The following is a 24,969-nucleotide window of genomic DNA, read 5'->3' on the forward strand; positions in this document are numbered from 1 at the left end:
TTTCCATCTCATGCATCCAAGCCAGCAGGACATACCTCACGTTCCCTTTCAAAGTTAGTTGACGGCTATCGCTCCACTCCAATAAAAACGACCTCTGTCAACACAAGCCATGGCACGCACTCGTAGTCAAGCACGGATTCGACTCAACCAGTCAATCAAAGAACCGGCAATCATCAGGAATGCGTTAGTGAAAATAAGATTTTTTTACAGATTTCTCCTTCCCGTCGCCATGGTTATTCTCACGAACGCGTGCGGTGGCGACATGGTCGAAACAAATGCAGATGGCGCCATCAAAAACAAGGACGCCGTCCAGACATCTCCTGCCACTCCAACCAGGGGAAACTCAGAGCCCACCGCCACTTCGGACAGTAATCGTCCGGGATCGGACGATTCTCTTAAGCATCCATTTCCGGAGATACCTCGAAACCGGAACGATCTCGACTTTGAAGACGACCCGTTCGGGCCAACAAGCGCAGCGGAGCAGCACTGGCTCGACGCCCATGGATTTCCCAACGCAAGACAGTGGGAGACCTACTCAACCACTTCCGAATATCTGCTCGAACGAGCCGCAAACTCAGGCGACGCCGTAGCAAAAACCATGTTGGATACACGTCGTCTCCCCGTGGATCCAGATGCAAAAACGAGGCTGTTCTTTGCCGGCGCGGAAGGAAACATATTTGCACTCAATAGCCTTGCTTCCTATATGGCCGGCAGCAAGGACGGCGACCTGCAAGTGGGCTATTCCCTTTCTCGCGTGGCGGAGATGCGGGGTGACACCCGTATCGCGATGGCCCGCGACGTCATGATGCCGCGAAGCCTGAACGAAATCGAGAGAATGCAGGCGGAGGCTGACGCGTTAAGAATGAACCATCAACTGGATGGCATCTATCGAGACAAGCACGGCTCTCCACCCCCGCCTGTCGTTCGCAGGCCCGTGATTGAGCTCGAAAACTGAAAGGGTGCAAGGATGAAAAGGAAGACCTTTCTTGGCATTTTCTTAATGCTTGGCGCTAGTGTTGGACTAGCGTGCTCCACGAATGCCATGCCGCCATTGGGTGTTATCAAGGTTAGCGCCTTCTCGATTGCCAAAGAAATCCGGTCAGGCGGGACCAAAGGTGCGTTGCATAGAGCATTCCTTAAATCGCTGGACAAGAGGGCTGAAACCCTACTAGGCACAAGCGTCTGGCAGGACAATGGATGGAAAGGTCATGTCACCTACTCCACACCAGTTGGTGGCATGTACCTTGTCTACATGGAGAAGGAATGTGGGCGGAAAGCAGCAGACAAGCCGACACAACCGCCGACATCTTCCAACGGTGGGAGCGGCGGCGGCGGGGGAGCAGGTGGTACAGGGGGCGGCAGTCTAATAGGGGGTGGCTGCTACGGAAACTGTGGAAAAAAGCCTACTGTCGATGTGGGTGATATCCAACCAATATGAGGTCCACGGACTGCTCACTCGTCACGCGCGATGGTACGGATGATTCGCCAGCATCGCCGCCGCCCGATAGATCTGCTCGGCCACCACCAGTCGCACCAGCATGTGCGGCAGGGTCAGCGGGCTCAGTGACCACTTCTCGTGCGCGGCGGCCAGCACGTCGGCGGCGTGGCCTTCCGGACCGCCGATCAGGAAGGCAAGATCCCGCCCCTGCCCGCGCCAGTGCTCCAGGCGTTGCGCGAGTTGTTCGGAGGAATACGGTTTTCCGGTGACTTCCAGCGCCACGATGTGGGCGTTCTTCGGGATTGCCGCCAACACCCGCTTGCCCTCGTCCTCGATGGCGCGCTGCGGATCCCGGCCCTTGCCGCGCAGGCCGGGCTCGATTTCCACCAGTTCGAACGGCAGCCAGTGCGACAGGCGTTTCTGGTATTCGGCAAAGCCCTGCGCCACCCAGGCCGGGGCGCGCTCGCCGGTGGCGATCAACCTGCTCTTCATCCCGCAATGATACCGGCGCCACGCTTTCGCCGGGCCGGATGCAAGCGTCATGCCTTTGTCATCCGACGGTTACACGGAGTGCCTAGCGTCACCAGCTCCCCGCCAGCTGGAGTCGCATGATGACCGTCTTCGATCCTGCCCGCCGCAACGTCCTCAAAGGCAGCGCCGCCGCCATGGCGATGGGCGCCATGGGCAGCCTGGGCGCGCTGTACTCGCGCCAGGCCCTCGCCGCCACCGAATCGGTGCGCCTGTCCCCCGTTCCCAGCCGCTACGGAACGATCGCCCCGGTCGCGGACCGCACCACCGGCCTGCCGCTGCTGCAGTTGCCGCGCGGCTTCAGCTATCGCTCGTTCGGCTGGAGCGGCGACCGGATGGATGACGGGCAACCTTGCCCGGATCGCCATGACGGCATGGCCGTGGTCGCCACCCGGCTGGCGCGACGCGGCCGTGGCCACGGGCATGGCCGGGGTCATGGACATGGCCACGGCGGCCTGGAATACGTGCTCATCCGCAATCACGAACGCGGCGCTGGCGTGCCCATCCGCGCGCCAGGCATGTACGACACCGGTACCGTCGACGGCAGCCAGGTCGCCGGCGGCGGCACCACCACGCTGACCTATCGCGTTGGCGATGGCTGGAACGCGCTGGAACCCAGCCTGGGCGGCACCCTGGTCAATTGCGCCGGTGGCCTGACCCCGTGGGGCACCTGGCTGAGCTGCGAGGAAATCAAGACCGACGCCACCTCCAGCGCCGGCCGGAAGCATGGCTACGTGTTCGAGGTGGATCCGGACAACGAACGCACCAGCGGGCGTCCACTGTTCGGCCTGGGTCGTTTCAGCCACGAAGCGGTGGCGGTGGATCCGCGCACCGGCATCGTCTACCTGACCGAGGACGACCGCAACAAGGCTGGCCTGTACCGCTTCATTCCCAATGATCGCCGCGGCCGCAACGGCTCGCTGGAAAACGGGGGGCGCCTGCAGGCGGCGCGGGTGCGTGGCAAGCGCAACGCCGACCTCACCGTGGCGACCATCGGCGACCGCTACCAGCTGGAATGGGTCGACGTGCCGGAACCGGATCTGGACACCATCGCCGCTCCCGCGGGCTTTCCCGACATCTCCGCGGGCGAGACGCTCAGCGGCCCGTTCGCCCAGGCCTGGAGCGACGGCGCGCTGCGCATGAGCCGTGGCGAGGGCATCTGGTACAGCTACGGGAAGATGTTCATCGTCGACACCAGCACCGGCGTCGACGAGCGCGGCCGCAAGGGCCGCGGCAACGGCGCGGTATGGGTGCTGGATCTGTTCACCCAGCAGTTGAAGGCACTGTTCGTCAGCGGCCACCAGCTCGCCGCACACAATCCCGACAACATCACGGTCAGCGCACGTGGCGGCGTGGTGCTGTGCGAGGACGGTGGCGAAAGCCCGGACGAGTACGGGCCGGGTGCGCGCCTGATTGGCCTGACCCGCGCGGGCGAATCGTTCTACCTGTGCAAGAACAACGTGCAGTTGACCTCGACCGAGATTGCCAACGCCGGCAAGACCATCGCCGAGGGCGACTATCGCGACACCGAGTTCTGCGGCGCGTGCTGGGACCCGTTGTCGCGCACCCTGTTCGTCAACATCCAGACCCCGGGCATCACCTTCGCGATCACCGGGCCGTGGGAGCGCGGACCGCTGTAGGGCGTCGCGCGCAGCCTAAAAACGACAACGGCGCCTTTCGGCGCCGTTGTTTCATCCGGCTTCCGCTACCGGCCTACAGCCGGTCCTCGGCGCGGGTCTCGACTTCGTCCTGCTCCGGCGGCTGGTCACCCACCGTCCACAGCCGCTCCAGCGCGTAGAACTCGCGCACGCGCGGCAGCATGATGTGGACAATCACGTCACCCAGATCCACCAGCACCCACTCGGCTTCGCGCTCGCCTTCCACGCCCAGCGGCATGACGTCGAGCTTCTTGGCGAACTTGACCACTTCGTCGGCGATCGACTTGACGTGGCGGGTGGAGGTGCCGGACGCAATCACCAGGAAATCGGCGACGCTGGACTTGCCGCGCACATCGATTTCAACGACATCCTTGGCTTTCAGTTCTTCCACCGCCGCGTGCACGTTGGCGAGCAGGACCGGCACGGCCGGCGGGGGGCTGGGAAGACGGGTCTTGATGACTTGCGCTTGGCTGGACAAAGGTCTGGTGACTCCGGGAACTCGGCGCCGATTATACCGGACCGTCCGCCGCCGCCGACGTGAAGTAGAGCCGTTCGTCCGCGATATAGGCGGCCACGGCGGGCGGGACCAGGTCTTCCCAGGGCAGGCCTTCGGCGATCCGCCGGCGGACGTCGCTGGCCGACTCTGGCTGCAGCGGCTGGTGCAACCGGTGTATCCGTCCCGCCGGAGACTCGCGCAGGTCGCCGGCATTGAGGGTCAAGCGGCCAGCGATCGCGGAGGCGAGTTCAACCGGCAACTCGCCGTCCAGCGGACTGCCCGGGCGTTCGGCGACCACGAAATGCGCCAGTTCGAACAGTTCCCGCCATGCATGCCAGGTGGGCAGTCCGACCAGGCTGTCGGCTCCCACCAGCCAGGCAATCGGCGTGCGCGCGCCGAGTTCGCCACGCAATTCGCGCAGGGTGTCCACGGTGTAGGAACGGCGCTCGGGCTGGCGCAGCGCACGGCGAAGTTCGCGGCGATCGACATGCAGGCCGGCCTCGCCGTCGATGGCCAGTTCCAGCATCCGCGCGCGCTGTGCCGCGTTGGCGCCCGGGGCTGCGCGATGCGGCGGATCCGCGGCGGGTGTGAGCGCAACCAGGGTGTCGAGTTCGTCGCGGGCCGCTCGCGCAATGGCCAGATGCCCGTTGTGGACGGGGTCGAAGGTGCCGCCGTAGAAAAGGTGGAGCATGCGGTGTCGGGGCCGTCGCGGAGACCGTGGCAGTGTGCGGGGATCGCCGGCGCGGGAAAAGATCCGCCTCAGGCCACCAGCAGGCGCACCGCGCGCGCCTCCGCCACGGCCAGCAGCAGCCGTTCCATCGCCACCCAGGCGTCGCCCGGCGCGCGGCCCTTGGCGATGCGGTCGATGCGCGAAGCCTCGGCGACGAAACGCTCCCAGCGTTGCGGCGCGGCGTGCCGTTGCAGCGCCCGCTTGAACGGCGCCTGCTTGGATTCCCAGATGCCCTGGGATTTCATTTCCGCGGCCAGGTTGCCGCCGGCCGCCTGTACCCGCGCCAGATGCGCGGTGCGCAGCAGTTCCTTGACCACCATCGGCATCAGGCCGGCGACCATGTCGCCCTCGGCGCGCAGCCCAGCCAGCATCCGCGACACCTGCGGTCCCTGCCCGGCCAGCATGGCGTCGGTCAGCCGGAACACGTCGTAGCGCGCGGCGTCGGCCACCAGCGATTGCATGGTTTCCGCCGACAGGCTTCCGCCCTGCGCCAGCAGCGCCAGCTTGTCGATCTCCTGCGCCGCCGCCAGCAGGTTGCCTTCCACCCGCTCGGCCAGCGCCTGCACCGCGTCGCGGTCGGCCCGCAGTCCACGCGCGCGCAACCGGCTTTCGATCCAGCCGGGCAACTCGTGCGGCTTGATGGCCCAGGCGACGGCGATCACGCCGATCTGCGCGATCGCGTCGGCCCACTTGCCGTGATGGGCCTTGGACCATTCTCCGGCGGTGATCAGAAGGACCACATCCGGCGGCGGATTCGCGCAGAACCGGCTGACGACCTCGGCGCCCTCCTTGCCCGGCTTGCCGCTTGGCAGGCGCACCTCGACCAGGCGCCGCGCGCTGAACAGGCTCGGGGCATTGAAGCTGGCGTCAAGTGCGTCCCAGTCGAAATCGCGCCCGTCGGCGTCGAATACCTCGCGCTCGCCAATGCCCTGCGCACGCGCCTGCGCGCGCACCGCGTCGGCGGCTTCCAGCACCCGCAGCATTTCCGGCCCGGCAATCAGGTACGCCGGGAGCAGCGGCTCGTCGGCGCGCGCGGCGATCTGCTCGGGCTTAAGTTCCATCGGCCGGCTTGACCAACTGGCCGGCGCGCACCACGCCATCGACCCGACGCAGGATCGAGGCGGACATCTCGCGGCGCAGTTCGTCGGCCAGGATCTCGCGCTCGGTCGTGGTACCGGTGGCGTTCTCCGGCGGCGACACGTAGTCGCGCGATAGTTCCACCACCTGCTGCGGTACCAGATCGGTGCCGTCAGCCTTGCGGAACACGAACACGACGGCATAGCGCAGGCTGTACTCCTGGGCGCGGCCCAGCGAGTCCACCGCGATCGGCAGATCACCCCATCGCTCTGAAACGATGACCAGTTCCGCCTTTTTGGGGACCGTCTCGCCGCTGGCGACGGCAGCCTTCTCCGCCTCCTGATCCGCCGTCGTGGGTGTATGCGCATCCGCACCAGCCACCTGCAACCCGCGCACCAGCTTGTAGGCCAGATCGCTGTAGGTCGCGGAAGACCGGACCAGGACCGGCCCCAGGTCGGAAGGAAGCGCGATACGGCTGCGCAGGTGGAATCCACAGCCGGCCAGCATCAGGGCCAGGGCGGCGGTGGCAAGGAATCGGGTTCGGATCATGGGCGAAGTCTGGACGAGGCCGCGAAAGGCGGCAATAGCCTAGCCGGCCCGCAGGTGAATACGGGTCGGGATTCGGGATGCCGGATGCCGGATGCCGGGAATCCTGGCCGCTGCCCTCTTGGTCGTCATTCCAGCGAACGCTGGAATCCATTTCCGCGCCGCACCGTGGTGATATGGGGGCTTCACCTTTGCACGAGAATGGATCCCGGCCTTCGCCGGGACGACAGCGAAGGGGACGGATGCCATGGGGAACCGGAAATCCCCGCAAAGAACGGAACGCGATCAGGGACGGACGCGGCGGTCCAGGCCGACGGGCCGCCTCGAAGCCGGTTCAGCCGGCCACGATATTGACGATCTTGCCCGGCACGATGATCACCTTGCGGATGGTCGTGCCTTCCAGGAACTTGGCGGTATTCGGTTCGGTCCTGGCCAGCGCCTCGACATGCTCGCGGGCGGCGTCGGCGGCCACCTCGATGGTGCCGCGCAGCTTGCCGTTGACCTGCACCGCCAGGGTCACCGAATCGCGCACCAGCGCGGCCGGGTCGACCTGCGGGAAGGCAACGTCTTCCAGCAGGGTTTCCGGATGGCCCAGGGCCTGCCACAGCGCGTGGCTGGCGTGCGGGGTGATCGGATTGAGCAGCAGCACCGCCGCTTCCAGCGCCTCCTGGCGCACCCCGCGGCCATTGCTGCTGGCGTCGTCGAATTTCGACACCGCGTTGGACAGTTCCATCACCGCGGCGATCGCGGTATTGAAGCTGTGGCGCTTGCCGTAGTCGTTGCCGACCTTGTCGATGGTTTCGTGGGTCTTGCGGCGCAGCGCCTTCTGCTCCGCGCTCAGTGCGGCGAGATCAGCCGCGGGCGCGGGGCCATCCGCGGCGTGTTTCTGCACCTGCGTCCACAGGCGGCGCAGGAACCGCGCCATGCCTTCCACGCCAGCCTCGTTCCATTCCAGCGACTGCTCCGGCGGCGCGGCGAACATCGAGAACAGGCGCACGGTATCGGCGCCGAACCGGTCGACCATCGCCTGCGGGTCCACGCCATTGTTCTTCGACTTGGACATCTTCTCGACCGCACCGATCTGCACCGGCGCGCCGTCCGCGCGCAGGGTGGCGCCGGTGATGCGGCCGCGCTCGTCACGCTGCACGTCGACGTCGGCCGGATTGATCCAGTCCTTGGAGCCATCCGGATTGTCGCGATAGAAGGTCTCGGCGATGACCATGCCCTGGGTCAGCAGGTTGGTCGCCGGTTCATCGCTGTCCACCAACCGCGCGTCACGCAGCAGCTTGTGGTAGAAGCGGAAATACATCAGGTGCAGGATCGCGTGCTCGATGCCGCCGATGTACTGATCCACCGGCAACCAGTAGTTGCCGCGCTTGTCGACCATGTCCTTGGCACCCGGCGAGGTATAGCGCGCGTAGTACCAGCTGGACTCCATGAAGGTGTCGAAGGTGTCGGTCTCGCGCTCGGCCGCGCCGCCGCATTCCGGGCAGGTGGTCCTGCGCCATTCCGGATCCGCCTTGATCGGCGATTTCACCCCGTCCAGGGTGACGTTTTCCGGCAGCACCACCGGCAGCTGCGCATCCGGTACCGGCACCGCGCCGCACTTGTCGCAGTAGATCACCGGAATCGGGCAACCCCAGTAGCGCTGGCGGCTGACGCCCCAGTCGCGCAGGCGGTAGTTGACCCGGCGCTGGCCGCGGCCCTGGCGCTCGAAGCGCTCGGCCAGCGCCTCGAAGGCGCCCTGGTAGCCCAGGCCATCGAACTCGCCGGAGTTGACCAATTCCAGATCGTCGCGGGTCTTGTCGCCGTACCAGTCGCGCCAGGTGGTCGGATCGTAGCTGGCTTCCTCGTCATTGCGCGGCGACTTCAGCGCGATGACCTGCTGGATCGGCAACCGGTACTTGGTGGCGAACTCGAAATCGCGCTGGTCGTGGCCGGGCACCGCCATCACCGCGCCGGTGCCGTAGCCCATCAGCACGAAGTTGGCCACCCACACCGGCAGCTTCTCGCCGGTGATCGGATGCACGGCGCGCAGGCCGGTGTCCATGCCGCGCTTTTCCTGGGTTTCCAGTTCTGCCTCGGAGACGCCGCCCTGCTTCAGTTCGGCCAGGAACGCGGCCAGCGCCGGATTGGCGGCCGCCGCCTTCAGCGCCAGCGGATGCTCGCCGGCGATCGACACGAAGGTCACGCCCATCAGCGTGTCCGGGCGGGTGGTGAACACGGTCAGCGGATCATTGCCTTCGACCGCGAACTGGATCTCCAGGCCCTCGGAACGGCCGATCCAGTTGCGCTGCATGGTCTTGACCGCGTCGGGCCAGCCCGGCAGTTCGTCCAAGCCGTCCAGCAGTTCCTGCGCGTAGTCGGTGATACGCAGGAACCACTGCGGAATCTCGCGCTTCTCGACCACCGCGCCCGAACGCCAGCCGCGGCCATCGATGACCTGCTCGTTGGCCAGCACGGTCTGGTCGACCGGATCCCAGTTCACCACCGAGTTCTTGCGGTAGGCCAGGCCCTTGCGCAGCAGGCGGGTGAACATGCGCTGCTCGTGGACGTAGTAGTCCGGCCGGCAGGTGGCGAACTCGCGCGACCAGTCGATGGCGTAACCCAGCAGTTTCAGCTGGCTGCGCATGTGATCGATGTTGGCGTAGGTCCATTTGGCCGGTGCGGTGCGGTTCTTGATCGCCGCGTTCTCGGCCGGCAGGCCGAACGCGTCCCAGCCCATCGGCTGCAGCACGTTGTGCCCGGTCATGCGCTTGTAGCGGCTGATCACGTCGCCGATGGTGTAGTTGCGCACGTGGCCCATATGCAGCGCGCCGGACGGATACGGCAGCATCGACAGGCAGTAATACTTGGGCTTGTCGGACTGTTCGTCGACCTCGAAGGCCCGGCGAGTCTCCCAGAACGATTGGGCGGCGGATTCGACGGATTTCGGCTCGTAGGCGACGGGTTCGGCAGCGGACATGGCAGGCGTTGGCGGGAAAGGCGACGGCAAAGTCGGCAAGGGTACCGCAGTGCAGCAGAGGGCTCCACTCCGTAAGGTCACGGGCCGACTGGCGGATCCGCGCCCGGAGGCTCCGCTACCATGGTCCGGACCCGCTCCGGAGACCCGCATGTCCCGTCCCGCCCTGGCCCTGGCCGTCCTGCTCGTCCCGCTGTCCGCCAATGCCGCGGAACCGTTGGCGCTCCAATGCGAGCGGCTGTTCGAGTCACGCAGCGGCAAGCTGCTCCCGGCGCGTACGGTGGTGGTCCGCGAGGGCCGCGTCGCCGAGGTGCTGGAAGGCCGGGTCGAAGTGCCCGGCGCCCGCACGGTGGACCTGGTCGGTCACACCTGCCTGCCCGGCTGGACCGATCTGCATGTCCATCTGGGCAGCCAGTCCAACCCACAGAGCTATTCCGAGGGATTCCGCCTGGATCCGGTGGATTTCGCCTACCGCTCGGTGGGTTTTGCCGAAAAGACCCTGCTGGCGGGCTTCACCAGCGTGCGCGACCTCGGCGGTGAAATCGCGCCCCATCTGCGCGACGCCGTCAATCAGGGGCTGGTGAAAGGGCCGCGCATCTTCGCCGCCGGCAAGTCCATCGCCACCACCGGCGGACACGCCGATCCCAGCAACGGCTACAACGACCATCTGGCCCACCTGATCGGCCCGCCCGGCCCGACCGAGGGCGTGATCAATTCCATCGACGACGCCCGCCAGGCGGTGCGCCAGCGCTACAAGGACGGCAGCGACGTCATCAAGATCACCGCCACCGGCGGCGTGCTCAGTTACGCCAGGTCCGGCGACGCGCCGCAGTTCACGGTGGACGAGGTCAAGGCCATCGTCGAGACCGCGCGCGACTACGGCTACAAGGTCGCCGCGCACGCGCACGGCACCGAGGGCATGAAGCGCGCCGTGCTCGGCGGGGTGACCAGCATCGAGCACGGTACCTATATGAGCGAGGAGGTGATGCGGCTGATGAAACAGCACGGCACCTGGTACGTGCCGACGATTTACGCCGGCCGATTCGTCGCCGAGAAGGCCAAGGTGGACGGCTATTTCCCGGAAGTGGTGCGCCCCAAGGCCGCCCGCATCGGCGCGCAAATCCAGGACACCGCTGCCAAGGCCTATCGCAACGGGGTGAAAATCGCCTTCGGCACCGACATGGGCGTGGGACCGCACGGCGACAACGCGCGCGAGTTCATCTACATGGTGGAGGCCGGCATTCCGGCCGCCGAGGCGCTGCAGGCGGCGACGGTGCGCGCGGCCGAAGTGCTGGGTGTCGACGATCAGGGCGTCATCGAGGCCGGCAAGCGCGCCGACATCGTCGCCGTGCCCGGGGATCCGGTCGCCGACATCCAGCGCGTGCTCGAAGTCGCACTGGTGATGAAGGACGGCGTACTGTTCAAGCAACCCTGACGATTCAGCCAGCCCTGGGCGCGGCCCGCCAGGCGACCCAGCCGGCCCAGGCCATCCAGATCCACCAGATTCCGAAGCCCAGTCGCTGGGCGACGCCGGCCGGCAGCGTGTCGACCGCGAACAGCACCGCGTACAGCATTCCCACCGCCGCCAGCACGCTGGCGCGGCCAACGCCCCACCAGCCCGCGCGGCCGCGCAGGCCCAGTGCCAGCAGCAGCGCGCCGGGCACGAACGCGACCCACCACAGCATCCACGCGGTGGCGTGGTAACTGCTGCTGGCGTTGTGCAGATCCTCCGGATCCAGCGGCAGCAGTCCCAGCGCGACCACGCCCAGCGTGGACAGGAACAGCAACTGCGCGCCGATCCGCACCGGCCAGCCGGCGTCGCGCGGCAGCTGCTGGCGCAGCGCCAGCATCGCCGCCGACGCCAGCAGCCCTGGCAGCATGAGGCCCAGCAGGTTGAAGGCATTGGCGTGCGGGATGCCCTTGGCACCCAGCACCGCGATCGGATGGGTCACGTGCGAAAACCCCGGCAGGGCCCATCCGAAACCCACCGCGGCGGCGGCGAACACGACCGCGCCGGCGATGCCGGCCAGCGGCAGCCAGCGATTCATTGCATTTCCCAACGGAACACCTCTTCAACGCCCATGCCAAACGTCCGCGCGATGCGGAACGCGAGTTCCAGCGACGGCGCATAGCGCCCCGCCTCCAGCGCAATGATAGTTTGCCGGGTAACCCCGCAGGCATCGGCCAGCGCCTGCTGGGTCATGTCGCCGCGCTCGGTCCGCAGGCGGCGGATGTCGTTGGCGATGGGCGTTCCGCTCACCGGCGATCACGCCAGTAGTAGACGGCGGTGGCGGCGTACTCGCACAGCCAGCCCAGCATCAGGACCAGTACCAGCAGGTTGGCGAGCAGGAAATGGCTGGCCCATTGCAGCCGGTGCGCGGGCGAAAAGCCCAGCGTGACGGCCAGCGCAATCACGCAGAACACCAGCGCGCCGTATCCCCAGTGACCGGCCCGGCGCGCGATCTCGCGATCCCGCTCGTCCTCCTGGACCTGGCCCTTCCAGCGCGCCGCCAGCACCTGTCCCAGCACCACCCAGGCAATGCCCAGCATCACCAGGTTGCGGGCGACCGCGCGGGCGTGCGCGCTGCCCATGCCTTCCGATCCGGTGAACAGGTCCAGCCTGGCCAGGAAATAGGCCACCGCCACCGCCATGAACCCGACACCGATCCAGGCGCGCCATTCGCCCGGCGAAACCGGCTGTTCGCGCTCGTCGCGGGGCGCATGGCGTACGAAGTACAGCGCGACCCATGCGGTGGCGACCAGCAGCGCCATGCCGATCTGGCCGGGGTCCAAGCCCAGCACTCGGCCCGGCCCGGCCAGCAGCAGCCAAAGCGCCAGTCCCGCCGCCGCCAGCAATCCGTAGCGGACCGCCCTGTTCCCCGGATATCCCTTCATTGATGACGCCCCGGCCGAATGTAAAGTTAACCTTACATCGACTGTCAGGCATGTCAAGTCTTTTTTACATCAGGACGACCTGCGGGATGGCGGTCCTATTCCTCCCAACCCGTCGGTCCTCCCGCCTGCGCAGTGTAGTTGGCCGTTACGTAGTCCCCGGCGAGGCTGGCGACCCGCGCCAGCATGGCGTTGTCGGCGCCGCCCACGGTCCAGGCACCGGCCATGCCTCGCGCGTGCTGGTAGAACTCGGGCTGGGCCACCACCTCGCCGGATGCCGCGTCGGTCAGACGGAGCCGCAGGAGGATGCGCGAGCTGCCGGCGAAGGCGCCAGCGAAGAATCGCTTGCCGCCGCTGATGAAGCGCACTTTCTCGATCACCGGCTCGATCACCAGCGTCCGCGCCGGCTCGGCCTTCACCGCTTCGCCGTTGCGCTGGGCCACCCATTGGCCCAGTCCCTGGCGGAGGTTTTCCTGCACCGCGTTGCGAGCCTTCTCGTTGGTGTCCTGGCCCGCATAGGGCGCTTCCATCCGCACCGGCTTGAGTTCGAAGCGGGCGTAATGGTCCAGTTGCACGGACGGCGCGGCGTTGCGCTCGACCGAGGGACGTATGTCCTCCCCCGCCCAGGACGGACGGAACGCGAACAGCAACAGGCCGGCGGCGGCCACGCGGGACAGCAGGTTCATGCGGTGAATCTCCAGGCGGAAAGGGGCCGGCAGCGACGACCCGCTGCCCGTGCTTGAAAGCAACGACAACCGCCGCCATCTCAGGCCGCATCCGTCCACGAGTCCGCCTGCCTCCCATGACCGACCTGCCCCACGTATTCGACGCCACCGCCGAAACCTTCGAAACCGACGTCCTGCGCAAATCGCTGGAAGTCCCGGTGCTGGTCGACTTCTGGGCGACCTGGTGCGGTCCCTGCAAGACCCTCGGCCCGATCCTGGAAAAGCTGGCCGGCGAGTACAACGGCGCGTTCCTGCTGGCCAAGGTGGACGTCGACAAGGAGCAGCAGATCGCCGCGGCCTTCCAGATCCGCTCGGTGCCGACCGTATTCCTGGTCAAGGACGGGCAACTGGTCGACGGTTTCCCGGGTGCCCTGCCCGAGGGCCAGTTGCGCGAATTCCTCAAGCAGCACGGCATCGAACCGGCGGCCGCGGACGAAGTCGAGCCCGGCACCGAAATCGCGGTGGACCCGCATGCCGCGGTGGTCGCGCTGCGCCATGCGGTGGAAGCCGAGCCGGACAAGGACGAACTGAAGCTGGACCTGGCGCTGGCATTGCTGAAGACCGGTGCCGCCCACGAGGCCGAACAATTGCTGGACGCCCTGCCCGCCAATCTCGCCACCGACGACCGCGCCGTGCGCGCCCGCGCCCGGCTGGGATTCGTGTCGGCGCTCAAGGATGCGCCGCCGGTGGAGGTGCTGGAAGCCGCGGTCGCGGCCAGCCCGGACGACCTGCGCGCGCGCCATCTGCTGGGTGTGCACCGCCTGATCGCCGGCGACGACGAAGCCGCACTGACGCAGTTCATAGAAATGCTCGCCCGCGATCGCGGTTACCAGGACGGCCTGCCCAAAAAAACCCTGATCGACGCTTTCCGCGTCATCGAGGACGAGGACCTGGTCGGCCGCTACCGCCGCCGGATGTCGTCGCTGCTGTTCTGATCCGTAAGGCGGAGCCTGCTCCGCTGCCCGGCATCTCCCCCGAGCAAGCTCGGCCCCACACGTAGAGCGGAGCTTGCTCCGCTGCCCGGGCATCCTCCGCCGAGCAAGCTCGGCGCTACACGTGGAGCGGAGCTCGCTCCGCGGCGCCGCATCCCGCCCGCCGGACAAGCTCGTCGCCACGCGCCGCCTCGCGACTGCGCGCACGCGCCTGCGTGGGCGTCACGCCATGACGGCTCTTGAAGGCGCGACTGAAGGAGCTTTGGCTGTCGAAGCCGGTGTATTCGGCGATATCGCAAAAGGCCAGCCCGGTCTGTTCCACCAGCCACAGCGCACGCTGCAGGCGCATCCGGATCGCGCATTCGCTTGGAGTCTCGCTGAAGACGCTGTGGTAAACCCGCGCCAGGTGCCCACGGGAATAGCTGACCTGGCGGGACAGCCGCTCCAGGCTCATCCGCCCGTCGTGATGGCCGCTGACGATCGCATGACGGATGCGCAGCAGGCGCTGCATCGACCAGCGCTTGCGGCGATGACTGCGCCCCGGGCAACGATCAATCAGCGCGCGAAGTCCCTGCTGCTGCGCATGGATGCTTTTCGCGACGCCGAACACGCTGCTGACGATCGCCGCTTTCCTGCCATGTCCCATGCCCTGTTCCCGCGCGGCGTCCCGTGTAGGTTCCAGCACGGCCAGCATCGCCCTGAGCGCTTCGAGCCGTGTCACCAGATCCGGAGGGCACGCCATTTCATCCGCCAGCAGATCCGCCATCACCCGCGGTTCGCAGCCTGCCCGGATCCAGGCTTCCATCGAGCCACACAGGCACAGCCAGTTCCCTTCCGATCGCCCGCCCATCATCCGCAAGGGGCGATCCCAGAGCAGGCATCGGCCCGCTTCGATATCCCAGCGCAACCGCTCGCCGACGGCGTTGACCGTACCTCCAAGCGGCACCAGCACCGACCACCAGCCCGCCGGCAGTTCGACGAAGGCGCCGGGCCGGCCCGCGCGGATCAGATACAACACGCCATTGCCAGCGCCAGTGCGCGGCAGGAGGATGTCGGCGCCCTCCGCGTCCACCAGTACGATCTCGCCTGCCTGGCCGGAAAACTCCCGTCCACCGTCGTCTTCCCGCGCGGGCAAGGTTCCAGCTTCCCAGTCCTGCCTGCCGGTTGACACCGTGTCATCGCGCATGACGCATCCCCTTCAAGACAGGGCCATGCTGTGCCCCGCCCCGCCCGCCCTCAACCCGGCCGTGACGAACTGCCGGTCGCGGGTGATGAACGTCATCCCGGAGCATGCCGAAACGACGATGGCCGCCTGAAAGGCGGCCATCGAAGCGGCATCGAATGCAAGCCGGACGCGGGTCAGAAGTCGTACTGCACCATGAAGCGCACCGATCGCGGCGGCTGGTAGGCGGTAGGCAGCAGGTAGATGTCCGACGGCAGGCCGGTATCCGGATCCTCCGCCTGCTCGACCACCGACACGACCCGCTGCTTGTTGAGCACGTTGAACACGTCCACCTTGAACGACAGCCCCTTGGCCCAGGCCGGCGCGTAGCGCAGGTTCAGATCCAGCGAATAGCTCCAGGGCAGGCGCCCCTTGGTGCCGCGGGGTACCGCCTCCACGGGGCCGTTCAGTTCACCGGTGTCGGAGTCGACCGACTGTCCGGCGGCCGTCGTGCCGCAACGCATGAACGACGAACCGTAGGGATGGAAATCGCCGTGGTAGGGATAGAGCACGCCCAGGCAGTTGATCGGCCGGCCCGACTGCACCAGCAGGTTGCCGCCCACCGACCACTCCTCGCTGATCTCGTAGTTGCCGAACAGCTTCAGGCTGTGCCGTCGATCATTGGGCAGGTAACCAAAGGTATCGGTGGTCAGCTCGAGGTAGTCGAAGTCCTGGGTGACGCTGGTGTTGACCTGGCCGATGTCCGACTTCACGCCGCCCTCGGTATTGCCCTTGCTCTTGGCGTAGGTGTAGGAACCCTGCAGGAACACCTTGTCCCAGTTGCCATCGAGGAAGATCTCGACCGCCTGGTACGAGCGCTTGGCCTTCGGTGCCAGCCGGTCTCCCTTGACCCGCACCTCGGTCAGGTTGCCGTCGCCGTACAGATCGGTCAGGAACACCGCGTCCTTGCCCGGGTTGAACATGCGGCAATACGGGAAGCCGGCGCTCGGCAAGGCCGGGCTGCGGCCCTGTCCGTCGAGCCAGCCGTCGTCCTCGTCCAGATGGAAGCCCGCGGCTTCCAGGATCGCCGTGTAGTCGCAGTTGTCGTCGATCGCCGCCTTCAGCTTGCGATAGATGCCGCGCACGCCCAGCGACAGGTGGTCGCTGAGTGCGGCCTGGAAGCCCAGGATGAACTCGTCCTGGTACATCGGGTCCAGATCCTTGGCGGCCACGGTCAGCGGATTCTTGGGCTCGCCGAATTCGCCATTGATGTATTGCAATTGGCCCGGCGGACCTTCGCGGGGCACCAGCCCGGTCGGCGCGCCGGTGTCCGGATTCACGCCGGTGAAGGTGAACTGCTGGCGGGTGAAGATCGAAGCCGACGCGCCGCGGGTCGCCACGTCCGAGGTCAGGGGCAGCGCATAGCGGCCGGCGTTGCCGAACAGCTTGAAGCTCGAATCGCCATTGACGTCCCAGGCAAAGCCCAGGCGCGGGCCGAACTGGTTGCTCACCTTGACGAAGGTGTTGCCGAAACCATCGCGGTTGTCGAAGGTGTCCCAGCGTCCACCCAGGTAGGCGATGAAATTGTCGGTGACGTTCCAGCTGTCCTGGACATAGAGGGCGCGCTGCTTGACCTCGTTCACCGATCCCTGGTTGACGATCTGCTCGCGCACGATGTCGGTGCCGTCGGCCAGGGTCGAATAGCGCCACACGCGCCCGCCCTCGGTGGAAGTGCCCGACACCGACTCGAAGTTGTCGATGTCCACGCCGAACTGCAGGCGATGATCGCCCAGCAGCCATTCGGCATCGAGGCGGAACTGATCGCGGGTGTCGCCGGAATCCGAACGCGGGATCGCGCCGCCGGTGAGGTTGCACTTGCTGGCGTACACACCGGTGGCCTGCTGGCGCGAGGACGGCCGCGCATCAACGATGATTGGGCAACCGGTTGCCGGCGTGTGCAGATCGCCGTTGTAACGCACGTCCACGCCCGAGGCCGTGCGCAGGTATTGTCCGCGCGAGAACTCGCCATGGCCGTACAGCGCGGACAGGGTGAAGGTATCGGTGAGATAGCCGGTGTACTTCAACACGTAGTTCTCGCCGCCCTGTTCGCCGTACGAGGTACCGATCAGGGCCTGCCGATCCAGCACGCCGATGGTGTTGCCGTAGACCGCCGTCTCGGTATCGGCCTTGTCGGAGAAACCGGTGAACTCGAGCAGATGGTTGTCGCTGATCTGCCAGTCCATCTTCAGCAGCCAGGTCGGCGTCTTGACCGAGTTGTCGACGTTGGTGCTGGACAGCACGTTGCCCCACAGCTCCTGTTCCTGCCGCTTGTAGCCGATCAGGCCGTAGGCGAACAGGCGATCCTGGATCAGCGCGCCGCTGGCCCAGACCGAACCCTCGACGTCCCAGGTGCTGTCGCGGCTGCTGTCCTGGCGCAACTGGCCCTTCGTGCAAGCGGTGTAGGGCGCCGGCCCGCAGGCCAGCGGATTGGCGAGATAGGTGTTGCGGGTCTTCTCTCGCAGCGAATCGGGCGTGTAGTAGATGCTCGCGCCCGCATGGAAGTCATTGCTGCCGCGCTTGGTCACCTGGTTGATCACGCCGCCCAGCGAACGCCCGAACTCCGCGCCGTAGCCACCGGTCTTGACCTGCTGCTCGGCGATTGCTTCGAACGGCACCTGCGAGAAGTTGAGGCTGCGGAACGAATTGGTGATGTTGAAGCCGTTGACGAAGTACTGGTTCTCGGCCACCGACGAACCGCCGAACGAAGCCAGGTTGCCGAACGCCACGTCACCGCGCACGGTACCCGGCGCCAGCAACGCGACGCTGGTCGCGTCGCGCGCCACCGGTACCTTGGCGATCTGCTCGGCGGTCAGGATGGTGGTGGACTCGACCGAGGACACGTCGATTGGATTGATGGACGACCCGCCGACCACCGTGATGGTGTCCAGGGTCGAGGCATCGTGCGCGGCGAAGTCGACGGTGGAGGCGGTGCCGACGCTGACGTTCACGGTGCGGTTGCCACCACTGCTGGAAGTGATGGTGTATTGCCCGGTGGGTAGCGCCGAGAACCGGTAGCTGCCGTCGCTGCCGGCGGTGATGGCGCGGCTGAAGCCGGTGGCGGGATTGGTGATGGTGATCGTTTCGCCTGCGGCAGCGCGGCCCACGATCGCGCCGGACGAGTTGGATTGCGCGTGCACGCCGCCTGCGAAGCACAGGCCCAGCGCGGCACACAGGGCGGTACGGCGCAGTCCTTTGGAGAGATGTTTCGGGTTCCGGTGGTTGGTCATTGGCGCTCTCGGCAGTGAATCGGTGGATGAGATGGACGTTGTCGGACCGCGCTGCGGACAGGCATGCGACGGCCCGGCGTCCTGCCGAGGAAACTAACGGGAACTTCACATTGACGTTGTGCAGGAAAAACGAATTGGCACGGCAGATTCCGTCAGGAACTTCGTGCGGGAATCCCTGCGGGGGAATGGGGACGGATCGGGTGGCGGAAAGAAGGGCATGCGCCGCGAATCCCCTTTCGCGGATAACCCAACACGCAAATCATGCACAGCCGGATCGTTCTCCCCGGCGCAAAGTATCTCCACCCCGACCACTCTCTCTCTCGGTCACCCATGTGCCTGACGGACGCAACTTCACAAGCGTCCGCAAGAGGGGCTGCCCGGCCATGCCGGGCTCTTTTTTTGGGAAATTTCCGGAGGGCGGCAATGCCTCCCATCGCGACCACCGGCGAATCCACCACCGGCAGGATCCGGTGGTGGCCCGATCCGCCGTCCGCTCCGGTGATCGGCGGCTCGCTCAGAACAGGTAGTTCACGCTCAGCAGCAGACTGCGCGGTGTTCCCGGCATGCTGGTGGATCGCCAGTACCGGCTGTTGGTGAGATTGGTGGCCGCCAACGTGATCGTCCATGGCTGCACCCGCCACCCCAGCGAGGCGTCCCAGCGCGCATATCCAGGACGCTGGCGGGTATTGGCGAGGTCGTTGTAGATCGGACCGCGGAACGTCACGCCCGTTTCGCCATACCAGGCGCCGGCCGGCGCGTAGCGCATGAACAGGTTCCCGGTCTTTTGTGCCGCCCCCTGGCGCTGACGGCCTTCGTTGGCGGGATTGGCGCGATCCTGGACGATCCGCACTTCCTGCAGTCCGACGCCGCCACGCACATACCATGCTTGGCCCAGGCGCCCGGTGAGGCTGCCTTCGACGCCGCGCGAGCGTTCGCGGCCCCGTACCGCCCAATGGAAGGGATCGTTCTCGGGGTCGGGCTGATAACGAACGTTGTAGAGCTCGAGTTCGTAGATCGACCAGTGCGAGGAAAGGCGTCCCTGCGACCAGTCATTGCGACTGCCGACTTCGTACTGGCGTGAATATTGCGGCCTGGCGTCGAACACCGCCTCTTCGCTGACGGCCACGCCCATCAATCCGCGCCCGCCATAGGGGGCGAAGTTGCGGCTGTAGGAGGCGTACAGGCTGTGCGCGTCGGTGGGCTGCCAGATCACGCCCAGCCGCGGGCTGGTGGTCGAACCTTGATAGCGCCGCTGCTTGCCATTGATGCGATTGTGCGACCGGAACATGAAGCGATCGAACCGGAGCCCGGCCAGCATCTTCCACTGCGTCGCCAGCCCCACGAGATCCTGCACGTAAACGGCCTGGGCCTCGGCGGCGTGCCGATTGGACGTGGTGGCCCGTCCGCGCGGCGTCTTCGGTCCCGGCCAGACCGGATGAAACGGGTCCACGCCGTGCGGATAGCGCAGTGAGGGGTCGGAACGCGGCGTCGACATCGCCAGATCCGGGTTGCGCTGTTCGCGGCTGTACTCCACGCCCACCAGCAGATCGTGGGCAATCCTGCCGGTGGAGAATTTTCCGATCACATCGATCATGCCGGTCGCGGTGGTGTTGTCGGTCTCCTGCCAGGCGCGGGTGAAGGTCATGGCGGCCGGCGTCGGGCAAGGCCAGCCGTTGGCCTGGAGGGTACCGTCCGGCCGGCAATAGCTGCCGGCGTAGAGATGATCGAAATCCTGGCTCGACCGGTTCCAGGCGGCGGTGACGCGCATCGTCCAGTCATCGGACAGGCGCTGGTTCAGCACGGTCCGCAGGGTGCGCGTCCTGTCCACGACGAAATCGTCCGGATGCGCGTACGCGATACGGGTGGATACGCCGGTCGGCAGGCTGTCGTGGGCCGGCGCGCGATCCGGCCGGCGCCAGATCCGTTCGTCGGTGTATTGAAGCAGCCAGTCCAGGCCGTCGCCGTTGTCGAACAGGACACTGGGCGACAGCATCCGGCTGTGGCTGGAGATGCCGCGACGGAAGCTGTCCGCGTGCTCGTGATCGGCGGTCAGGCGCACGGCGAACCGTGGCGACAGCACCCGGTTGACGTCCACGGTCGCGCCCCGGCTGTCCCAGGATCCGGCGCGCGTATTGACGCTGCTGACGGCATCGAAGCTGGCCTGCTTGCTGATCAGGTTGACCACGCCCCCGCCCAGCCCGCGCCCGTACAGCACCGATGCGGGCCCCTTGACGATCTCGATGCGCTCCACGTTCGCGGTACCGCGCCGGATCTGGCCGGCGTTGCGGATGCCGTCGCGATATATGTCGTTGGAGTCCGCCGCGAATCCGCGAATCATGATGCCGTCGCCACGCATGTCGTAGGAGGTGTCCACGCCCGGGGTGCCGTCCAGCAGGACGTTCAGGTCGTTGAGGCCGTACACCTTGAACTTGCTCATCTCCAGGACGTTGACCGTCTGCGGGACATCGCGGGGCTCCATCGCGATGCGGGTTGCGCTGCTGACGGTTTTCGCCCTGCTGTCATCGGGATCGATGGCGTCGGCGGTGACCTTGATCGTGTCCAGCGTGGTCGCACCAGGCACATCCTCGGCCGCGTGGGCTGGAAACACGCCCAGCAGCGCGATGCCGGCAAGAAGCGGGAGACGATCGGAAGTAAAGCGGAACTGCAAGAACATGGAACTGCTCCATCGGTGTGGGGAACGTCGTGAACCCCATCCGGAGCCGCACTTCAATGAAAATGATAATCATTAACAAATATGACTCGTCGCGGATTGACGCGCGTTGCGACGCATTGCACGTCGTTTCTGCAACCGCCTGTGGGATTTCCGCGAGACGATGTCTCCACCGCCGTATGTGAGCGGACGATTCGACACGCAGTGCGGTGCACGACGCTGGAAGTCGCGGGTTCAACCGCGCGTCACGGACATGCCGTGGTTTCCGCACCCGCGCCCATGGCCCGTCAAACTGCCTGCGGCCCCTGCCAAGCGGGATGGGTTCAGTAAGCCGCAACCTTCATTTCATGGCCGGCAACACAACCATACCAATGCGTATGGTAGGCTGTCCGCCAGTTCGTTCCCCCACCTACGCCGCCGCATGAAAGCCTCCACGCTCCGCCACATCTTCAATGTCTGGCCGCCATTCCTTTTCAGCGGCATCCACGTCACCCGCATGGCCGACGACTGGCGCAGCGCGCGGGTGGAGATGCGGATGCGTCCCTGGAACCGCAACTATGTCGGCACCCATTTCGGCGGCAGCCTGTTCTCGATGACCGATCCGTTCTGGATGATCCTGGTGAAGGAATGCCTGGGCGCCGATTACTTCGTCTGGGACAAGGCCGGCGAAATCGAATTCGTCAAACCCGGCAAGGGCACCGTGCACGCCGAGTTCCGCGTGGACGACGCGATGCTCGACGCCATCCGTGCAGAGGCTGCCAACGGCGAGAAGCATCTGCGCTGGCTGCCGGTGGACGTGATCGACGCGCAAGGCGAGGTGGTTGCGCGGATCCGCAAGCAGATCTACGTGCGCCTGAAACCAAGGGCACGCAACGGCGAGGCGATGGGGTGACAGGATACGCCGGGGATCAATGCAGTTCCGCGGGTACGGCCAGTTCCCAATAGGCGCCGTCCCTCTGATCGAACAACGCAATACGCAGGCGCCCTTCCACCACCTGGACCTCGCGCCCCCGTTTCAGCGCAGCGGGCCGCGCCTGCACCCGCGCCGTCAGCGAGCGGTTGTCGCGTGGCTGCTCGCGCAGCCATAGCAGGGTCGCCATCAGATTCAGCCGCGCCCGTTGGTCCTGAAGACGGTGCTGGTAGGGCGCCATGGTGGGGCGATCAATGTCGTTCAGAATGCAGCCGACGGCATTGGCAACGCACTCGATCCGCAATCCTGCTTGCGGCAAGGGGACGATCACAGGTCGATCCGCCAGGCGCTGCCGACGGGCTTCCTCACTACAGGGCCAGGCCATGGTTTCAGCGATCATCGCCTTCGTGGCATGTGGCCGATACACGAATCGCATTCTCCAGCCGGACGCCCCCCCTGCTTCTGCCTTGCCATATCCGTTCTGTTCGAGCGCGGGTCGCGAGAACTCGAACTCGCGTTTGATCACCCGGCACATGGCGTCGTTCGTCAACGGTGGCGGTTCACGCAATGACTGGCAAGCCGCAGGCAATGGCACGTCCGCCGGAAGCTCGGCCAGCATCTGGCCCTGCATTTCCAGCCAACCGCGAATCGCGGCATCGCCCATCATTGCATCGATCAGCAGATCCGGTTGCCGCATCCAGCGTCGCCAGGCGACGACGCTCCGGCAACTGCTTTCCAGGCCACGCATCCGTTCTCCCCGCACGAAAGACAACGCCGCGTCGATGCGCATCAACGCAGAGCCCTCGCCCATCGCAATGATGGCGAACGGCATGTCGGGCCGCATGTGGAATCGACTCCGGAGGTAGTCGTTGTACTCCAGGGCTTCCCGGCTTCGTTGCAGCAATCCCGCATGCGCGTCCAGCAAAGCGGCCGCCTTGGCCGGGTCACTTCGCACACGTTCCAGGCATCCAGCAGACATGCGCAGGCCACATCCATGGTCCGAAGCTGGCGGCAGCCTCTCCTCCCGGTGCCCTGCATCGGCATCGCTGACAAAGGGCTCGGCAAGACCGGTGCCGTCGTACGTTGCCGGACTTCGATTGAAGCGCGCGACATCCGCCGCCGCGATCCGCTCGCGGGCTTCCGGGGTAAGGTCATAGCGCAGCAGCCACACGTCGGCGAAGGCATTGCCACCCTGCGGTTCCGGCACCGGAATGGTCAGCAGCGCCAGTGCCTGTTCCTGGGCACGCGTGGGCCAAAACAGCCACGACGCGGCGAACAGCAGCCCCGCCAGGATTCCCGCCGCCAGCACGGTCCCCGCCAACACCCGCAACACCCGTTTCATGACGCTCCCCACAGCGTTCCCGCACCCAGCCTAGCAAAGCCCGCACGCCGGCCCGGGCAGGTCCTACAATAGCCGCCATGCCCCCCGATGCCTCCTCCCGCCCTTCGCTGCAGCGCCTGTTCCTGACCGGCCTGCTCACCCTGCTGCCGATCTGGCTGACCTGGGTGGTGGTCAAGTTCGTGTTCGTGCTGCTGTCCGACATCAGCAAGCCCTTCGTCGGCCCCGTCTCGCACCAGATCGCCGCCTCGTTCCCGCAGGCGCTGGGCTGGTTCAACGCGCAGTGGGTGCAGAACACGATCGCGCTGGCCGCCACGCTGCTGGCGATCCTCGCGGTCGGCATCCTCGCCCGCCGCGTGATCGGCCAGCAGTTGCTGCGCTGGTTCGAACTGCTGGTGCTGCGCATCCCGCTGGCCAGCACCATCTACACCAGCGCGCGCCAGTTGCTCGACATCCTGCAGACCAAGCCCGGCAGCACCCAGCGCGTGGTGCTGATCGACTTCCCGCATCGCGACATGAAATCGGTGGGCCTGGTGACCCGGGTGATCCGCGAGGAAGGCACCGGTCGTGAACTGGCCGCGGTGTACGTGCCGACCACGCCCAACCCCACTTCGGGCTACCTGGAAATCGTGCCGGTGGAGCTGCTGACGCCGACCGACTGGACGGTCGATCAGGCGATGAGCTTCATCATCTCCGGCGGTGCGGTGTCGCCGGAATCCATGCCCTTCACCCGCGCGGGAGAGCGCTGACCGATGGCAGTGATGAATGGCCGTACCCTCGACGATCGCGCGGTACGGCTGTTCATCGCACTGGCGGCATTCTTCTGCGTCAACGCGGTGCTGGCCGAATTCATCGGGGTCAAGATCTTCGCCCTCGAGGACACCCTGGGCATCGCGCCGCTGGAATGGAACCTGTTCGGACAGACGGGCTCGCTCAACTTCACGGTCGGCACGCTGCTGTGGCCGTTCGTATTCATCCTTACCGACACCATCAACGAGTTCTTCGGTCGTCGCGGCGTGCGCTTCATCTCGTGGATGGCGGTGGCGCTGATCGTCTACGGCTTCGTGTTCGCCTTCCTTGCCATCGCCACCGCGCCGGCCGGCTGGTGGGTCAAGGCCGCCGAGCAACAGGGCGTGCCGGACTACCAGGCCGCGTTCGCGGCGATCTTCGGCCAGGGCATGTGGTCGATCGTCGGTTCGATCATCGCGTTCCTGATCGGGCAGCTGATCGACGTGGCCGTTTTCCATCGCATCCGCGCCGCCACCGGCGAGCGCATGGTCTGGCTGCGCGCGACCGGTTCGACCGCGATCTCGCAGCTGGTGGACAGCTTCGTGGTCATCTGGATCGCGTTCGTGCTGGGACCGCAGAAGTGGCCGACCTCGCTGTTCCTGGCAGTCAGCTCGGTCAACTACGTCTACAAGATGCTGGCCGCGATCGCGCTGATTCCGCTGCTGTACCTGATGCGGCACGCCATCCGCCGCTACCTGGGCGAGGACCGCGAACGGCAGCTGCGCCAGGAAGCAGCCGCCGACTGATCGGTTCGAACGCAGGCAGCGCCGCCGCCCACACCCTGCGCGCTCCGCCCGCAACCCGTTATGCTCGGGCTTCCATTCAAA

Annotated in this window: 21 protein-coding genes; 7 read left to right on the top strand and 14 right to left on the bottom strand. The window is 66.2% G+C overall.

What is annotated here, in order from left to right; translation table 11 throughout:
- The first annotated feature begins 109 nt into the window (after window positions 1-109).
- A complete protein-coding gene (locus FG323_RS19835) occupies window positions 110-955 on the top strand; it encodes a hypothetical protein (RefSeq protein WP_255470051.1) in 846 nt (281 codons plus the stop codon).
- A 504-nt stretch (window positions 956-1,459) separates the two neighbouring features.
- Here the strand turns inward: FG323_RS19835 and rlmH are convergent.
- A complete protein-coding gene (gene rlmH / locus FG323_RS05855; protein ID WP_141453586.1) occupies window positions 1,460-1,930 on the bottom strand; it encodes a 23S rRNA (pseudouridine(1915)-N(3))-methyltransferase RlmH in 471 nt (156 codons plus the stop codon).
- Between the two features lie 119 nt (window positions 1,931-2,049).
- Between rlmH and FG323_RS05860 the strand changes: the two genes are divergently transcribed.
- A complete protein-coding gene (locus tag FG323_RS05860) occupies window positions 2,050-3,606 on the top strand; it encodes an alkaline phosphatase PhoX (protein ID WP_141453587.1) in 1,557 nt (518 codons plus the stop codon).
- Window positions 3,607-3,679: 73 nt separating this feature from the next.
- Here the strand turns inward: FG323_RS05860 and rsfS are convergent, their stop codons facing one another.
- The 5 genes from rsfS to leuS form a co-directional block, all read right to left on the bottom strand.
- The gene (rsfS, locus tag FG323_RS05865) at window positions 3,680-4,102 is read right to left on the bottom strand and encodes a ribosome silencing factor (protein ID WP_141453588.1); all 423 of its coding nucleotides are present in this window, start codon (window positions 4,100-4,102) and stop codon (window positions 3,680-3,682) included.
- Between the two features lie 31 nt (window positions 4,103-4,133).
- A complete protein-coding gene (gene nadD / locus FG323_RS05870; protein ID WP_141453589.1) occupies window positions 4,134-4,811 on the bottom strand; it encodes a nicotinate-nucleotide adenylyltransferase in 678 nt (225 codons plus the stop codon).
- A 68-nt stretch (window positions 4,812-4,879) separates the two neighbouring features.
- Entirely contained in the window at window positions 4,880-5,911 is a 1,032-nt protein-coding gene (gene holA, locus FG323_RS05875) for a DNA polymerase III subunit delta (protein WP_141453590.1), read from the bottom strand.
- Window positions 5,901-6,476, bottom strand: a complete 576-nt coding sequence (lptE, locus tag FG323_RS05880) for an LPS assembly lipoprotein LptE (RefSeq protein WP_141453591.1) — start codon at window positions 6,474-6,476, stop codon at window positions 5,901-5,903. The genes holA and lptE overlap by 11 nt, the downstream gene beginning before the upstream one ends.
- A 331-nt stretch (window positions 6,477-6,807) precedes the next feature.
- On the bottom strand, window positions 6,808-9,438 hold the full coding sequence (gene leuS, locus FG323_RS05885) for a leucine--tRNA ligase (RefSeq protein ID WP_141453592.1): 2,631 nt from the start codon (window positions 9,436-9,438) through the stop codon (window positions 6,808-6,810).
- A gap of 148 nt (window positions 9,439-9,586) precedes the next feature.
- Between leuS and FG323_RS05890 the strand changes: the two genes are divergently transcribed.
- Window positions 9,587-10,870, top strand: coding sequence for an amidohydrolase family protein (locus FG323_RS05890; RefSeq protein WP_141453593.1), 1,284 nt, complete (start codon window positions 9,587-9,589; stop codon window positions 10,868-10,870).
- Between the two features lie 4 nt (window positions 10,871-10,874).
- Here the strand turns inward: FG323_RS05890 and FG323_RS05895 are convergent, their stop codons facing one another.
- The 4 genes from FG323_RS05895 to FG323_RS05910 form a co-directional block, all read right to left on the bottom strand.
- Window positions 10,875-11,483: a DUF998 domain-containing protein gene (locus FG323_RS05895; RefSeq protein ID WP_141453594.1), complete on the bottom strand. Its 609-nt coding sequence runs from the start codon at window positions 11,481-11,483 to the stop codon at window positions 10,875-10,877.
- The gene (locus tag FG323_RS05900) at window positions 11,480-11,680 is read right to left on the bottom strand and encodes a helix-turn-helix transcriptional regulator (RefSeq protein WP_218533674.1); all 201 of its coding nucleotides are present in this window, start codon (window positions 11,678-11,680) and stop codon (window positions 11,480-11,482) included. The genes FG323_RS05895 and FG323_RS05900 overlap by 4 nt, the downstream gene beginning before the upstream one ends.
- 11 nt (window positions 11,681-11,691) lie before the next feature.
- Window positions 11,692-12,330: a hypothetical protein gene (locus tag FG323_RS05905; RefSeq protein WP_141453596.1), complete on the bottom strand. Its 639-nt coding sequence runs from the start codon at window positions 12,328-12,330 to the stop codon at window positions 11,692-11,694.
- 95 nt (window positions 12,331-12,425) lie between these two features.
- Window positions 12,426-13,013 carry a hypothetical protein gene (locus FG323_RS05910; protein WP_141453597.1) on the bottom strand — a complete coding sequence of 196 codons (588 nt, stop codon included), beginning with the start codon at window positions 13,011-13,013 and terminating at the stop codon, window positions 12,426-12,428.
- 116 nt (window positions 13,014-13,129) lie between these two features.
- Between FG323_RS05910 and trxA the strand changes: the two genes are divergently transcribed.
- Window positions 13,130-13,987: a thioredoxin gene (gene trxA, locus FG323_RS05915; protein WP_141453598.1), complete on the top strand. Its 858-nt coding sequence runs from the start codon at window positions 13,130-13,132 to the stop codon at window positions 13,985-13,987.
- Window positions 13,988-14,102: 115 nt separating this feature from the next.
- On the opposite strand, the gene FG323_RS05920 is transcribed toward trxA, so the two are convergent.
- From FG323_RS05920 to FG323_RS05930, 3 genes are all read right to left on the bottom strand, one after another.
- Window positions 14,103-15,170, bottom strand: coding sequence for an AraC family transcriptional regulator (locus FG323_RS05920; RefSeq protein WP_141453599.1), 1,068 nt, complete (start codon window positions 15,168-15,170; stop codon window positions 14,103-14,105).
- Window positions 15,171-15,343: 173 nt separating this feature from the next.
- The gene (locus tag FG323_RS05925; RefSeq protein WP_141453600.1) at window positions 15,344-18,433 is read right to left on the bottom strand and encodes a TonB-dependent receptor; all 3,090 of its coding nucleotides are present in this window, start codon (window positions 18,431-18,433) and stop codon (window positions 15,344-15,346) included.
- 514 nt (window positions 18,434-18,947) lie between these two features.
- The gene (locus FG323_RS05930; RefSeq protein ID WP_141453601.1) at window positions 18,948-21,107 is read right to left on the bottom strand and encodes a TonB-dependent siderophore receptor; all 2,160 of its coding nucleotides are present in this window, start codon (window positions 21,105-21,107) and stop codon (window positions 18,948-18,950) included.
- Window positions 21,108-21,525: 418 nt separating this feature from the next.
- Here FG323_RS05930 and FG323_RS05935 point away from each other — a divergent pair, with 418 nt between their 5' ends.
- On the top strand, window positions 21,526-21,996 hold the full coding sequence (locus FG323_RS05935; RefSeq protein ID WP_141453602.1) for a DUF4442 domain-containing protein: 471 nt from the start codon (window positions 21,526-21,528) through the stop codon (window positions 21,994-21,996).
- A 16-nt stretch (window positions 21,997-22,012) separates the two neighbouring features.
- On the opposite strand, the gene FG323_RS05940 is transcribed toward FG323_RS05935, so the two are convergent.
- Complete coding sequence (locus tag FG323_RS05940) at window positions 22,013-23,356, bottom strand: hypothetical protein (protein ID WP_141453603.1); 1,344 nt, start codon at window positions 23,354-23,356, stop codon at window positions 22,013-22,015.
- A 77-nt stretch (window positions 23,357-23,433) separates the two neighbouring features.
- Here FG323_RS05940 and FG323_RS05945 point away from each other — a divergent pair, with 77 nt between their 5' ends.
- Both FG323_RS05945 and FG323_RS05950 read left to right on the top strand, forming a co-directional pair.
- On the top strand, window positions 23,434-24,102 hold the full coding sequence (locus tag FG323_RS05945; protein WP_141453604.1) for a DUF502 domain-containing protein: 669 nt from the start codon (window positions 23,434-23,436) through the stop codon (window positions 24,100-24,102).
- 12 nt (window positions 24,103-24,114) lie between these two features.
- Window positions 24,115-24,888: a queuosine precursor transporter gene (locus FG323_RS05950; protein WP_141453605.1), complete on the top strand. Its 774-nt coding sequence runs from the start codon at window positions 24,115-24,117 to the stop codon at window positions 24,886-24,888.
- The last annotated feature ends 81 nt before the right edge of the window (window positions 24,889-24,969 follow it).

This window comes from Pseudoxanthomonas sp. z9, from assembly GCF_006542425.1.
In the GTDB taxonomy this organism is placed as follows: domain Bacteria; phylum Pseudomonadota; class Gammaproteobacteria; order Xanthomonadales; family Xanthomonadaceae; genus Pseudoxanthomonas_A.